General features: G+C 41.5%; 15 protein-coding genes and 1 pseudogene. 13 read left to right on the plus strand and 3 right to left on the minus strand.

Going from position 1 to position 13,591, the window contains the following annotated elements; all coding sequences use genetic code 11:
• Nucleotides 1-969: ISLre2 family transposase (locus GGR02_RS04275; RefSeq protein WP_183183510.1), on the minus strand; the 969-nt coding region annotated here is incomplete at its 3' end.
• A 201-nt stretch (nt 970-1,170) separates the two neighbouring features.
• On the opposite strand from GGR02_RS04275, the gene GGR02_RS04280 reads away from it, so the two are divergent.
• On the plus strand, nt 1,171-1,878 hold the full coding sequence (locus GGR02_RS04280; protein WP_260174962.1) for a hypothetical protein: 708 nt from the start codon (nt 1,171-1,173) through the stop codon (nt 1,876-1,878).
• Between the two features lie 672 nt (nt 1,879-2,550).
• On the opposite strand, the gene GGR02_RS04285 is transcribed toward GGR02_RS04280, so the two are convergent.
• On the minus strand, nt 2,551-2,814 hold the full coding sequence (locus GGR02_RS04285) for a helix-turn-helix domain-containing protein (protein ID WP_183183511.1): 264 nt from the start codon (nt 2,812-2,814) through the stop codon (nt 2,551-2,553).
• Between the two features lie 47 nt (nt 2,815-2,861).
• On the opposite strand from GGR02_RS04285, the gene GGR02_RS04290 reads away from it, so the two are divergent.
• The 7 genes from GGR02_RS04290 (at nt 2,862) to GGR02_RS04320 (ending at nt 7,981) form a co-directional block, all read left to right on the plus strand.
• On the plus strand, nt 2,862-4,106 hold the full coding sequence (locus GGR02_RS04290; protein ID WP_183183512.1) for a bacteriocin biosynthesis protein AlbD: 1,245 nt from the start codon (nt 2,862-2,864) through the stop codon (nt 4,104-4,106).
• A complete protein-coding gene (locus GGR02_RS04295; protein ID WP_183183513.1) occupies nt 4,099-4,389 on the plus strand; it encodes a hypothetical protein in 291 nt (96 codons plus the stop codon). Before GGR02_RS04290 ends, GGR02_RS04295 begins: the two co-directional genes overlap by 8 nt.
• A gap of 28 nt (nt 4,390-4,417) precedes the next feature.
• The gene (locus GGR02_RS04300) at nt 4,418-4,819 is read left to right on the plus strand and encodes a HEAT repeat domain-containing protein (protein ID WP_183183514.1); all 402 of its coding nucleotides are present in this window, start codon (nt 4,418-4,420) and stop codon (nt 4,817-4,819) included.
• 372 nt (nt 4,820-5,191) lie between these two features.
• Nucleotides 5,192-5,353: a hypothetical protein gene (locus GGR02_RS04305; protein WP_183183515.1), complete on the plus strand. Its 162-nt coding sequence runs from the start codon at nt 5,192-5,194 to the stop codon at nt 5,351-5,353.
• A gap of 177 nt (nt 5,354-5,530) precedes the next feature.
• Nucleotides 5,531-5,869, plus strand: a complete 339-nt coding sequence (locus GGR02_RS04310) for a hypothetical protein (protein WP_183183516.1) — start codon at nt 5,531-5,533, stop codon at nt 5,867-5,869.
• 257 nt (nt 5,870-6,126) lie between these two features.
• Nucleotides 6,127-7,041, plus strand: a complete 915-nt coding sequence (locus tag GGR02_RS04315) for an ABC transporter ATP-binding protein (protein WP_183183517.1) — start codon at nt 6,127-6,129, stop codon at nt 7,039-7,041.
• Entirely contained in the window at nt 7,034-7,981 is a 948-nt protein-coding gene (locus GGR02_RS04320) for an ABC transporter permease (protein WP_183183518.1), read from the plus strand. Before GGR02_RS04315 ends, GGR02_RS04320 begins: the two co-directional genes overlap by 8 nt.
• Nucleotides 7,982-8,039: 58 nt before the next feature.
• Here GGR02_RS04320 and GGR02_RS04325 read toward each other — a convergent pair whose 3' ends face one another.
• Nucleotides 8,040-8,600 carry a Uma2 family endonuclease gene (locus GGR02_RS04325; protein WP_183183519.1) on the minus strand — a complete coding sequence of 187 codons (561 nt, stop codon included), beginning with the start codon at nt 8,598-8,600 and terminating at the stop codon, nt 8,040-8,042.
• Between the two features lie 65 nt (nt 8,601-8,665).
• On the opposite strand from GGR02_RS04325, the pseudogene GGR02_RS17815 reads away from it, so the two are divergent.
• The 5 genes and pseudogenes from GGR02_RS17815 to GGR02_RS04350 all read left to right on the plus strand — a co-directional run.
• Nucleotides 8,666-8,896, plus strand: a pseudogene (locus GGR02_RS17815) (hypothetical protein); the annotation flags it as partial.
• A gap of 46 nt (nt 8,897-8,942) precedes the next feature.
• Complete coding sequence (locus tag GGR02_RS04335; protein ID WP_221210707.1) at nt 8,943-9,164, plus strand: hypothetical protein; 222 nt, start codon at nt 8,943-8,945, stop codon at nt 9,162-9,164.
• Entirely contained in the window at nt 9,151-9,705 is a 555-nt protein-coding gene (locus tag GGR02_RS04340) for a DUF6036 family nucleotidyltransferase (RefSeq protein ID WP_183183522.1), read from the plus strand. The genes GGR02_RS04335 and GGR02_RS04340 overlap by 14 nt, the downstream gene beginning before the upstream one ends.
• 235 nt (nt 9,706-9,940) lie before the next feature.
• Nucleotides 9,941-10,387: a MarR family winged helix-turn-helix transcriptional regulator gene (locus GGR02_RS04345; protein WP_183183523.1), complete on the plus strand. Its 447-nt coding sequence runs from the start codon at nt 9,941-9,943 to the stop codon at nt 10,385-10,387.
• A complete protein-coding gene (locus GGR02_RS04350) occupies nt 10,384-13,509 on the plus strand; it encodes an MMPL family transporter (RefSeq protein WP_183183524.1) in 3,126 nt (1,041 codons plus the stop codon). The genes GGR02_RS04345 and GGR02_RS04350 overlap by 4 nt, the downstream gene beginning before the upstream one ends.
• The last annotated feature ends 82 nt before the right edge of the window (nt 13,510-13,591 follow it).

A 13,591-nucleotide genomic window follows, 5' to 3' on the forward strand; every position in this document is an offset into this window, starting at 1 on the left:
AGGCATCGACTCGATTCGTTGAATCAATCCCTCCAATTGCTTTTCTTTCTTCTCCTCTCCTAGGGTGCCTACCGCACTATGCAGTTCCGTTAATAACCCCTTTTCATCGAACAAGGCCAACTTTTTCTGAATCGTCCGGTACCGTGGGTGATCTTTTAAGCATTCACGAATCTCTCGCGCGACGTGGAACCGATCGAGCTGGAAAAATGCCCGTTCCCCAAAGTACTCTCGACAAGCCGTAATCCACGCCGCTCCATCCCCATTAATCACCACCCAATCCCTTGTTGGGTCATAGCCGTATTCCTCTATCAAAAACGTTTCTAATCCTTCCCACACCGGTTCGTTGGTGTCATGGACATAGTGCCGTTTCCCCACCAACGATACCCGTTTCCCATTGACCTTCCATCCTTGGTGTACCGCCAAAATCTTTTCTTCTTTCCCTTTTCGCCGGCTTCGCTGCCGTTTGACGTACAACCCGTCCGCCTCTACAAACAACACCTGCTGTGTCCTTTCCATCGGGCGATGCTTGTCTACCGTTGCTTGTAAGATCAGCTGGCGAATCGTTTCATGGCTCATCACCGCATAGCCTACCATCTTCTCTAGCGCCTCTGCGGCTTGGCGATACGAAGGACCCGTAACGGCTAATTCCATGGCCGTTTCCTCCAGTAATGGACTCACTCCCTTTGCCCCATCAAACCCGAGGAACGCATCTAATAAGCACGTATACACGCCTTTTTCTCGATCCAAGTAGTAATTGCGTCGAACCTCCACTTCCCCAAATAACGTCTGAATCTGTACCGTTCGTTTATCTTTTAGGTAATAACGCTTTTTATCTCGTTGCTTGGCTAGCTCTTCATCCAGCCATTCCAGTACCTGTTGAAGCATTTCTCCATAGGTTTTTTGTAACATCCAGAACAATTCTGCTTCTAACTCTTTTAATGTTTGTCCACCTGTGATAAACTGTTGCATAGGACTCTCTGACCTCCTTAGTGATTTGTGTGCACTTATCACAATACAGGAAGAGAGTCCTTTTTGCATCTTTTTTGCTCATCCCCCTTCTGTTCAAGGAATCCTCCCCTTGAAACATATGGAAGAGGATTTAGCTTCCTCCCACAAACATTTTACTCATACAAAAATCTTTCTAAACATACTATACGAGGAGGAATAAAATTGAAAAAAATAAAAACTTTGTTGTTGAGTTTGGTGTTCCTTTTCTCATTATTTTCTTTCAACGATTTTAGTTCTGCAAAACAAGTACATGATGGCTCAAAAACTGAAAAACTAACAAAGCTAGAAAAAAGTTTTTTAAAAGATGTAACAGGGCATACAGAAGAAGAAATAGATATGTTACCTTTAGAAATCGCAAAGCAACTAGTTGAAGATAAAGCTGTCATCCAAGATTCAAAAACTGAAACATTTTCTTTTGAAGAAAATGCAGGAGACGTAGAAAATGAGGAAAATACTTCTGGTACTCTTACAACGATGGGTACAATTTCATCCTCAACGATGACATTAGCGGGTACAGTTTATAAAGTGACTTCCGATCGATCAGGTTACGATAAATTTTATATTTACGGTAATTTTCGATGGCTAAAATCTCCCTTTTACGAACTTGTAGATAAAATGACTTTCGGTTTTCCTTCGAGTGCAGGATTTTTCCTCCCAACTAGTGATGGGGCAATAACACAACATCAACATAGATATAGTCAAGATCCACAAGGTAATGGAACATGGGTAGATTATGCAATTGATTACACACCTAATATGTCTATGTACCAACATCAAGAAATGGTACAATCAATATTAAAATTGAATACGGGCACGCAAAATATGTCGGTCAACCTAGTGTATCAGTATTTCCAGCAGGACTATCAATAACTCCATCATTTTCTGTAGATACTGCTTCCTACGCTCTAACATTAACTTATTAATAAATTTAAAAACTCTTACGTTTGTTACACTATTAAAGAAAAGAGTAAAAAATAGTATATTCATTAATGTTTTACATTAGTTTACAAATAAATAGTGAGGGGGATTAAATGGAGTTTCTATACCTAATTACCCTACCAATAATTGGTTCTCTATGGTTTTTAAATTTCACGATTTTTTTTAAAAGATTAAACAGTAATGGAAATACACGCAACCAAACAATATTAGGTGTTTTGCTAACCTTTATATTTATTTTTGTATTTGCGTATGGTTATTTGGCAACACATTAATAATTTACCTGAATCCGTGATAAAAATGCGTTCAAACTGCTGAGAAAACTTGATACATCAACAAATATTGTATTTGCTAATTGAATTTTGAGCCATTCTGATTACATCTTTGTGAGTCACTTAAAAATTGACAAATGGTAAATCTGGGGCGTCTTGACATGGAGCCTCTGCGGACATGTTTTCTAGCGAAAGGGGCGAGCAGGAGCCCTTGTTTCGCTAGGCAACTAGCCTAACATGTCCGCCACTCCATGTAAAGCCTGTGCTTCTGATTTTGTAAATATATTCCAATCTGAAATAATTAGCTAATGTGCAAAACAAATAATTTGCAAATTTACAGAAATGGCACGCGACCAGGTGGCAAGCGGCGATCGAGTAAACGATCGAGCCCCCCTTCGTTAAAGCGTGAGACATAGAGGGCAACCGATTGACGGCATAGGTTGACCATTTTCGCGACATCTTTGCCAAGATACCCTTCCATGACGAGGCAAACGGCAGTCACCCGAGCACGAAGCGAAGCATCTTTGATTTTCCGTTCTTGTTTCCGAAGGGTTCGAGGTGTCCATCCGTGATCATTCGTAATTTTAAGACGTTTCATGTCATTTCTGCTCCTTTTATACATGAGTATGTAGGAGCAGTATAGCCATGGAAAAAGGTGTTCATACAGAAGTCATTACTTTAAAGTGCATGTATATAGTAGGTCTAAGCCTTCTCATAGTATTTGAAATCGTTTTAATTAAACAGGCGCATATAAACGAAAGTGTTTTATTAAAGGGGTATATTGTAGGAGCTCTTATATTTATGAATGTATATATAACTCTTTTAGCTGTAAACACACAATGGAAAGAGAAATTTATGGATGTTATTTGTATCTTACCTGTGCGCGCACGTATCTTTTGGACGGTGCAAATACTATTTCTTTTTGTCGATATGTGCCTTAGAAGAACATTATTTTTCTTTATTCTCCCTATTGTTTTATTTGTTGGCAGCAATCTATCTATAAACGGTCTATTGTATTGGCTGGGTAAGTTTTTGTTTTTAACATTATATTCTATCGTGATTGGCATTGCCTTAGGAAATTTATTGAGCAGAAAAAGAACACTGCATATGTTTTTTCATATTGCAGCACTTTTGCTTATATTTTGCTCGATGTATAGCGTACCAGTATTGTATATATTACTATGCATCATTCATATGGGCTGGGTAACGACTTTCGATTTTCCAAAATTCTTGCAGGTTCCTCCCCGATCTGGAAAAAATTTAAAATCATCTACCGGATTTTCCTTTTACAAAAGGGAGTGGAACAGATTTCTTTCATCTAAAGCCATGATTTTAAACTATGTCGTAATGATTGTCTTCATTGCATTCTTCTGTTATAACTTAGCGAATTTAAATATGGTTGATTCAACAGTAGTTTTTTTGACTATTGTTGCATTATTGTTGATGTGTTCTCCAATTGCATTGCTTTATTCGATTGAAAAACATAATAGAAAATTGCTATTAACGTTGCCTATTAAAAAATGGTCGCTATTTTTGCAAAAATATGCTTTTTATCTTGGAGTACTGCTGATCGGGTTTGTTTCGATTATTTTAGTGCTTTCTTTAATATTTGACCAACCTATTTCATTTTGGAATATAACGCAATGTATGGAACTGCTTCTAGCTGGAGCATTCATCCGTTTAAAAGCAGACGAAAAGAAACCGAACTTTGATTGGGAGACTGAGCAAAAATTATGGAGTGATTTTAAGAAATACCGGTCGTATTTTTATTGTTTGCCTCTCTTTTTGTCGTCAATAGCTGGAGCTTTCGTTTCGATTTTATCAATTCCGATCATTGCGGTCATTATTTGGTATGTACTAAATAGGCAAGAAGGTGATTTTTTTGGATAAACTGCTATCAGATAACGAGTGGAAAATCAGTTTATTTCCGACTGAAAAATTTTCAACTGTGTCTATCGCAGTCTATTTCTATAATGAACTTCTGTGCTCAGAAAAGTTTGAAGAAAACACCTTATTTTTTTACTGGTTCGGTGCATTGAAAAAGAAAATACTGAAAGAAAGGAATGTGAAAAATAATTATGGATTCAAAAGATTTGATGAAGAAAGAAACAAACGCGCTCACCTCATACGTGCAAGCGTTGGGAAAAAGGGAGTCGATGTGGGAGGCCGCTAAAACGCTAATCAAACAGGGAGATGCATCAGTGCCTGCATTAGTCGAAGGGTTAAGGGATTCTGATCACAATGTACGGTCAATTTCTGCTGTTGTGCTCGGGGAGCTTGGACCTGTTGCGTCGCAAGCGGTTCCTGAACTTATTCAGCTCTTGAAAGATGGAAATCAGGAGGCACGCATGTCTGCTGCTTTGTCCCTGATGAGAATCGGTCCCGCTGCAGAGGAAGCGCTTGAACAGTGTCTAAAAAATGAGGATAAGGAGGTACAGTTTTGGGCAGCTTGGGCGTTAGTCATGAACAATCCGACCAAGCTACATGCTCTCCCGATCTTGCAAGAAGGATGGAACAACAGCAACGACAAATATAAACATCTGGCCGCGGCGGAAGGTTTGTTCAAAGCGATGAATCGCAAGATCGACGAACGGAAAGAATAGGTTTAGCCTGAATATGTGATAAATACGTGTTCAAAACTGCTAAGAAAACCTTGCTAAATCAACAAATATTCCCCTTGGGGTTCTTCACCTAATAGGTGAACATTGGAAATTGAGTTGGAACCTCGGCATGATTGGGGTTTCCAGCATTTTTGATACGCTTCTGTCACGGATTCAGGTTAAAAAACAAGGATATACTCAAAAGTTTATTAGTTTATCCTTGATAGTTATAAGTATATTTTGGGTGGCAACATTTCAACTGTGTGAAATGTTGTTCCTTTTCATCTTAGTACTCATTCAACTAATGGGGAGCGCTTTGCTAAAAAAATTGAGTTACAGCCGACAAAAATGAATCAAAAGGAAGGAAGAAGCCGAATGAATCGATATCAGAAAATTGCCATAGGAGTAATGTTGTTCGTGCCTTTGATTTTCTTTGTTGTTTCTTTATTGACAAACAGGTGGGGCTTTTTCCTTTGGAGTTTGGCACCAAGCTTTACTGTGGGGATGACAGGGTTTTTCATAGCAAAAGATAAATAACACGCATATGTTGTACACCTAGCTCTCTTGTTCATTTTCTTAATATTAAGATTTTTTAGCACTTTGAATCCATATAATGAATTTTTTGAAGGGAGAGGAACAATGCATAATATTCGTAGTGTTAGTTCTCAACTAGCACTACGAATTAATTTATCTATTATGTGAGGTGTTCTCCACATGCACCAGCATCTTCCTATGGAAGAAGAAGTGATGAACATGTTAATTGGTGGTTTTTCCACAATAATGCTCATTGCAATTATTACACTAATTTTTCTTTGGAGAAGGAATACCACACAAAGAGCAGCATTTTTCTGGATTTTCGTACATTTTGTATCGTTCTTTATTGCAGTATATTTGGCATTAAAAGCAATTTCTTTTGACATTAATCATCCGATGGCGTCAGAAGAAATTTCCCTTCTTTTAGGTGAATCAGGGGCATTATGGGGAGGGAGTATGATTTGTCTGTTAGTTGGTATTTTTAAACTTTCAAAAGTAACGAAGGACGATAAAAAATAAGGTTTTCATTACTTGGTAAATTAGCACACTATTTCAGAACTACTTTCTCAAAGTTGGGTATAAAGGAAAATAATATCATAAGAACGGTCATCGTCTTGTGGCATACGGAACATCGATAACGAGCAACGCAAATCGGATAAGCTTCTTGCCCCATTAACGAAAATGGAATAATTTTGAAACCTATAGGCATGCACATTCGTAATGATGAGTGGAACGAGAACAAAATGAGCCAAAAACGATAAGGGAGAGGAAAAAGGATGAAGCCGATTTTGCAGTTGAAGCATGTCAGGAAAGACATCGGCAAAAAGACAATCATTCATGATTTATCGCTCGATGTGTTTGCCGGGGAGGTGTTCGGGCTGCTTGGGCCGAACGGTGCAGGAAAAACGACAACGATTCGCATGATCGTCGGCTTGATGGGGATTACAAGCGGGGAAGTGCTCGTTAATGGCGTGAGCGTCACGCGCGATTTTGAAAAAGCGATTCAGCATGTCGGCGCGATCGTGGAAAACCCGGAAATGTACAAGTTTTTAACAGGCTACCAAAACTTAGTCCATTATGCCCGTATGACAAAAGGGGTGACGAAAGAACGAATAGAGGAAGTCGTTCGGCTCGTCGGATTAGAACACCGCATCCACGATAAAGTGAAGACGTATTCGCTTGGGATGCGGCAGCGGCTTGGGTTGGCGCAGGCGCTGCTTCACCGCCCGTCTGTTCTTATTTTAGATGAACCGACAAACGGACTGGACCCAGCGGGCATTCGCGAAATTCGCGACTATTTGCGCAAGCTAGCAAGGGAGGAAAGATTGGCAGTCGTCGTATCGAGCCATCTTCTAGCAGAAATGGAGATGATGTGCGACCGTTTTGCGATCATTCAGCATGGCAAGCTTGTGACGATCGAATCGGTACAAGAACTATCACAACAAACGGAGAAGGTGCTATTTATCGTCGAGCCGAAGGAGAAGGCGGCGCAAATGGTGAAAGCACACGATCCGCATCTCGATATTCGTCTTGTTGACCAAGGATTGGAAGTGACGATCGATTATAAAGATATTCCTCGACTAAATGCTATGCTTGTCGCAGAAGGAATCAACGTATACGGCATTCATGTGCTCGCGAAATCGTTGGAAGAAAGATTTCTAGAAATGACGGAGGGGAACGAAATTGTCTAATCTTTTTTCGCTCATTCAAAATGAAAATATGAAAATTTACCGCCGTTTTGGCACATGGGTGATGATCGGATTGTTAGTGCTTGCATCGGTAACAGGTGCGATTATAATAAAAGCGACGCATAAGGAAACGAATGACTGGAAGGCGGAGGTGGCAGCCGACAGCAACAACATAAGAAAAATATTAAAGGACAACAATATACCAAAAATACAAAAAGATCATCTTCAAAAGCAGTTAACCATTAACGAGTACCGGTTGAAGCATGATGTGAAGCCGATGGAGTCAAATACGTTTTGGGGATATTTGATTAATTCTGCTGACATCATTTCGCTTGTGACGTTGTTTACTATCATTGTCGCTGCCGGCAGCGTGGCGAGTGAGTTTTCGTGGGGAACGATTAAAATGTTGCTCATCCGGCCGGCGAGTCGAGCGAAAATTTTACTTTCTAAATACATTACTGTTTTAATGTTTGCTGTTTCTATGCTTGCTTTATTGCTTATGATTTCGGCGGCAAGCGGCGCCCTTCTTTTCGGCGTCGAGACGATTCGCGAACCGTACTTGGCGTATCAAAACGGAGCGGTCGTCGAGACAAGCATGCTGGCGCACGTGCTGCAAGTATACGCGCTCAACTGCGCTGACTTAGTGATGCTTGCGACGTTTGCGTTTATGATTTCCACCGTTTTCCGCAACCAGTCGCTCGCGATTGGCTTGGCGACGTTTTCGCTGTTCATCGGTCCGCAAATCACATATTTCTTGTCGCTGAAATTTGATTGGGCGAAATATATATTGTTTGCCAATACGGACTTAGCGCAATATATTGACGGCATGCCGCTAGTGAAAGGGATGACGATGCCGTTTTCGCTTGCGGTGCTGCTTGTGTATTTTGTCGCATTTAATGCGGTGACATGGTGGACGTTCCAAAAACGCGACGTCGCGGCTTAAACGATAAAAAGAAAAAGGCTGCCCAATTCGCTTGTTATGCGGTTATTGGCTGCCTTTTTTATTGAAAAAATAATCGCTTCGCCTCGAGAGAAAAATCCGTAAATAGGAAAGATGTAATTGTGTCATTTTCTCCAAACGCTTCTCTTTTTTTAAAAAATCCATCTTCCAATCCCAATATTTCTACTGTTTTATACACAGGATCAACAATCCAATACTCTTGTACGTCAAATAGTTCATATAGCTTAAATTTTTCGTTTCGATCTTTTAATGCTGTAGACGGAGAAAGAACCTCGACAATAAGTGTTGGTGCACCTAAACAGCCGGTTGCTGTTAAGTTATTTCGATTGCAAATGACGGAAATATCGGGTTGTACGACATGTTTTGCATACGTGTAGTCGTCGCTTTCGGAAAGTCGAACATCAAACGGAGCTATGGCAACGTAGCAATTTTTATTTTGAAAGTGCGAACGGAACGCAAACGATAGTTCCATGACAGTAAATTGATGCTCCCATGTTGGTGAAGGGCTCATGTTGTAAGCTTTCCCGTCAATGAGCTCCCAACGCCCGTCCCATTGAATATAATCGGCATACGTATACAGTTTGGATGATTCTGGCTTCATTGCACATCCCTCACTTTTTTCATTATTATACCATACTTCGTTTTATCTTTGACCATTGCATGTTTGCGATGCGCCATATAGGAACGGTCATCATTTCCACAGCGATCATTTTAGGAGGAACGTTTGCGGCAATGTATCCATCTGGTATATTATCGCTATCGTAAATTTCAACCATTGTTTTTATGTGCTCCCATCGTTTTCCGCTATTCATTCCGGTGATGGCAAAAACGTTTTGGCGAGCGAATGGATGGCTATTTACGAAGGAAGAGCGGGTATCGATGCCCGCTCTTTTGTGATATAATGTAAAAAAAATCGGTGCTGGAGTGAAATGAAGTGAGAAAAATGAGTATGTCTGAATTAAATGATTGGATTTTTTCACGCAAAGGAAGTGTAGAGCGGGATATATTAAAAGATGGAAGAGAACAACACGTGCGTTTGCGCCCACGTGACAAAGAGGAAATGCATATATTAGATGAATTATGCATGAAACGATGGAAAAAAGCTGAACAAGAAGGAAAAATTCAATATTTGAACGAACGAGTGTGGTATTATGAATTCGATTAAAGAGGCGAAAGAAAAACTTCAGTCGCTTCGAACGAAAACATCTTTTGAGAAAATGGTTCAAGTCACAGCCATTTTAACTAAGCTGTTAGAGCCGTATCGTATACGCCCAATTATTGTTGGCGGGCTTGCGGTTGAAATATATACGCGCGGTGATTATACGACCGTAGACATCGACTTAATTGTTAGTGATCGTGAAAAAGCAGGACAATTGCTCACTCAACTTGGTTTCACTCCATCAGGAAGACATTGGTATCACGATGAATTGTTTGTTAGTGTTGAAATTCCAAATGATATGTTAGAAGACGCTGATGATGATAAAGTGATTGAGTTAAGATTAGAGGATGGGTTTTGTGTATATGTCATCGGGATTGAAGACATTATATTAGATCGCCTGCGCGCATGTGTGCATTGGAAATCGAATTCTGATTGTGAATGGGCAAAAAGAATGTTTCTTCTTCACAAAGAGCGATTAGATTTCACATATATGAAACAACTGGCGAAAAAGGACGGAACAAGTAAACAACTAGAGCAATGGTTGTAAACGAGAGCGGGTATCGATACCCGCTTTTGTTGTTGGTAGGTCACCTGTCGAATGACCCGACACCTATGTTGTAAGCTTTTCCGTGAATGAGCTCCCACCGCCCGTCCGATTGAATACAATCTCTCATTGCCCTCCGTATTACCCCTAAACGTCATTTAATCGTTGACGATTTTCTTGATAATAGTTATATTATTTAATAGTTAAATAGTTGAACTATATCGAAAGAGGTGGTTGTTTGCATAGCAACGTGCATGAGTTAATTGAGCGGTATTTGTCTGTTTCGTTTCTTGTCAATAAAAAAGCAGCAGCGCTTGTAAAGTGTGAACTGGATGAGATGACGAACGACCAGTATTATTTGCTTCGCTATATGAGCAAACGAAACGTTTGTACATCGACCGAATTGGCGGCAGTGTTTGCCGTCAATAAAAGTGCGATTACGGCGATGACGAATCGGCTAGTGGAGAAAGAAATGATTCAGCGTCTTCGCGATGAAAACGACCGGCGCGTCATTTATTTATCGTTAACGGAAAAAGGAAAAAGGTGGCTAGCGGAAACAGAAACAAAAATTCATCACCTTGTTGAATCGCTGATTACGCAATTTTCCGAAGAAGAAATTGAATCGTTTATTCAAACGTACGAAAAGTTAGCGAATATTTTACAAAAGCTGGAGGAAACGAAATGAGAGCGATCGTGAAAGGAAAATGGTTCGTTTTGCTCGCGTGGATCGCAGCCGTCGTAGTGCTAGCGATGACGGCACCAAACATGGCCGACCTTGTGCGCAAAAAGGGGCAAATTACTGTTCCAAAAGGCTATTCTTCTTCTTTAGCCATTGACATTTTAAAAGAAGTACAGCAAAAAGAACAAAAAGGAAACGAAACGAGCGTTGCCCTTGTCTTTCACCGGAATGGAAAACTGACCGACAATGATTGGAAAGAAGCTGAAAAAGCGATTCAACAATTAGAAAACGAGAAAGAAACACTTGGAATCACGCAAATTATTTCTCCGTTTCATGAAAAAGAATTGAAAGACCAGCTCGTGTCCAAAGATAAAACGACCATTTTAACATCTATTAAATTAGACCGTCGCGACCGAAGCGCGAAAGAAATTAGCCGCGCGCTTTACAAAGCGATTGATAACATTTCTCTTCAACACTATTATACGAGCAGCTGGATGATTGACGAAGACGTCATCGCCAGCTCGCAAGCGGGGCTAAAGAAAACAGAAGGAATTACCGTCGTTTTTATTTTAGTCGTTCTGTTCGTCGTTTTTCGCTCGCTTGTTGCCCCGTTCGTTCCACTATTGACGGTCGGGATGACGTATATCGCTTCCCAGTCGATTGTCGCCTTTTTAGTCGATCGCGTCGATTTTCCGCTTTCGACGTTTACGCAAACGTTTTTAGTCGCCGTGCTATTTGGCATTGGGACGGACTATTGCATTTTGCTATTAAGCCGGTTTAAAGAAGAACTTCCACGGCATGAAAAAAGGGTGGAGGCGATTGCGGCGACATATCGTACGGCAGGAAAAACGGTCGTATTTAGCGGTCTTGCCGTCATGATCGGTTTTGCGGCGATTGGACTTTCGACGTTTAAACTATATCAATCTGCTTCGGCTGTTGCTGTTGGGGTTGCGGTGTTGCTTCTTGCGCTCATGACGCTCGTTCCGTTTTTTATGGCGACGCTCGGTCCAAAGCTATTTTGGCCAGCGAAAGGAGCATTGGAACATAAGCAAAGCAAACTATGGGAATGGGCAGGTCGCTTTTCATTTGCGAAGCCGCTTCTCTCACTAGCTGTTGTCGCTATTATTACGCTCCCAGTGCTATTTACTTACGATGGAAAGCTGTCGTTTAACTCGATGGAAGAAATCGGCGACCATTATCCATCGGTTAAAGCGTTTCATATTATTGCTGACAGCTTTGACCCAGGCGAAGCGATGCCGACACAAATTGTTATTCAAAATGATGAAAACATGAATGCGCTCGACTATTTTGCCTTAATCGAGAAAATTAGTCGGGAAGTCGAAAAAGTCGACGGAGTCGATCACGTTCGTTCCGTTACTCGTCCAACAGGAGAGCCGATTGAACAACTGTTTGTCACTAAACAAGCAAAACAGTTAAAAGAGGGGCTTGGAAAAGGAACGAACGGCATTGAGCAAATTCGTACAGGACTGAGCAAAGCAAGTACAGAGCTTTCTGCATCGGCGCCAAAATTAAAGAAAGCAACAAGCGGAATCGAAGGGCTTGTGTCAGGAACGAATCAATTGAAAGTAGGCGTCGGTGAACTGCAAAACGGCTTAGTGCAGCTAGAGCAAGGGGTACGAAGCGGAGCGGTTGGAGCGGGGGAATTAAAGCAAGGGCTTGCCACACTGCAAGACAATGCGAAAAAATTGCTTGCTGGTGCGGAACAGTTGCTACAAGGGTACGAAACAGCGAGCGGCGGGTTGCAGTCGCTTCTTGGGCAATATAACGAGATGCAGACAGGGATGAACGCGCTAGCACAACAGTTGTCTGCCGTTAATAGCTCCCTTCAGCATATCGAACAAACGCATCCAGAGCTGCAGGAAGATGCGGAATATCAGCAAACGAAACTAGCAATGACAGAGCTTGCCAACCAGTCACAGCAAATAGCTGGCGGGTTAGCAAAGTTAAATGGAGCATTGCAACAAACAAGCGCTGGCGTTCAACAAGCCAACCGTTCATTCCAAGAGCTAATCGCTGGACAAAAAGCGTTTATCGACGGAATGACGAAATTACTTGCTGGTTTGGAGCAGTTGCAGCAAGGACTCCATCAAGCAGCGGACGGCCAGCAACAAATTGTCGAACGTTTGCCGCAATTTGCAAACGGACTAGGGAAAGTGGCAAACGGACAACAACAGCTATTAACAGGTTTTTCCCAACTTGACGGGCAAATGAATCAACTGATTACCGGTTTGAACAAAAGCGCGAACGGCCTTCAACAAGTCACAACCGGTCTTGCTTCGGCACAAGACTACTTGTCTGAGTTATCCTCTTCTCCAGATGAAGAGCTAGCTGGGTGGTATATGCCGAAACAAGTGCTCGATAGCCAAGAGTTTGCGCGAGCGAAAGAAGCGTATTTATCCAAAGACGGCAAAGTTGTCACGTTGGATGTCGTGTTCCGCACGAACCCATACGCCACGAAAACGATGGAGAAAATCGACGATGTGAAGCAGGCAGTCGAGCGGGCAGTCAAAGGAACGAAATTAGAAAATGCGAAAGTAGCGGTCGGTGGGGTCACAAGCATTTATTCGGATCTTCACACTATTTCCGATCAAGACTACGCTCGCACGGTCATGTTTATGTTTGCCGGTATTGCGCTTATTTTAATCGCGCTCCTCCGTTCGTTCGTGATGCCGCTATATTTAATTTTATCGCTCGTGTTAACGTATTACACATCGATGGCCGTAACGGAGTTGATTTTCGTTCATATGCTTGGCTATGACGGCATTAACTGGGCGGTTCCGTTTTTCGCGTTTGTCATTTTAATGGCGCTCGGCATTGATTATAGCATTTTCCTGATGGATCGATTCAATGAATATAAAGACCTGTCGGTGCAAGAGGCAATGATTGCGGCGATGAAAAACATGGGAACCGTCATCATTTCGGCGGTAGTAATTTTAGGGGGGACGTTTGCGGCGATGTATCCGTCTGGCGTGCTTTCGTTACTACAAATTGCGACGATTATTTTAACAGGGCTTGCGTTATACGCTTTCGTCGTACTTCCGCTATTTGTTCCTGTCATGGTGAAAACGTTCGGAAAAGCGAACTGGTGGCCGTTTTTGCGCTCATAAACATCAAAAGGATGTCCTATAACGGGGCATCCTTTCGTATATACGCACAACAAGGAAATATATGCTGTGTTTCGTTTAAGAG

The organism is Anoxybacteroides voinovskiense, assembly GCF_014196205.1.
Lineage (GTDB): Bacteria > Bacillota > Bacilli > Bacillales > Anoxybacillaceae > Anoxybacteroides > Anoxybacteroides voinovskiense.

Coding starts and splice junctions, on each gene's coding strand:
- GGR02_RS04285 (WP_183183511.1), bottom strand. CDS start 2,814: ATGAAACGTCTTAAAATTACGAATGATCACGGATGGACACCTCGAACC.
- GGR02_RS04290 (WP_183183512.1), top strand. CDS start 2,862: ATGGAAAAAGGTGTTCATACAGAAGTCATTACTTTAAAGTGCATGTAT.
- GGR02_RS04305 (WP_183183515.1), top strand. CDS start 5,192: ATGAATCGATATCAGAAAATTGCCATAGGAGTAATGTTGTTCGTGCCT.
- GGR02_RS04310 (WP_183183516.1), top strand. CDS start 5,531: ATGCACCAGCATCTTCCTATGGAAGAAGAAGTGATGAACATGTTAATT.
- GGR02_RS04315 (WP_183183517.1), top strand. CDS start 6,127: ATGAAGCCGATTTTGCAGTTGAAGCATGTCAGGAAAGACATCGGCAAA.
- GGR02_RS04325 (WP_183183519.1), bottom strand. CDS start 8,600: ATGAAGCCAGAATCATCCAAACTGTATACGTATGCCGATTATATTCAA.
- GGR02_RS04335 (WP_221210707.1), top strand. CDS start 8,943: ATGAGTATGTCTGAATTAAATGATTGGATTTTTTCACGCAAAGGAAGT.
- GGR02_RS04340 (WP_183183522.1), top strand. CDS start 9,151: ATGAATTCGATTAAAGAGGCGAAAGAAAAACTTCAGTCGCTTCGAACG.
- GGR02_RS04350 (WP_183183524.1), top strand. CDS start 10,384: ATGAGAGCGATCGTGAAAGGAAAATGGTTCGTTTTGCTCGCGTGGATC.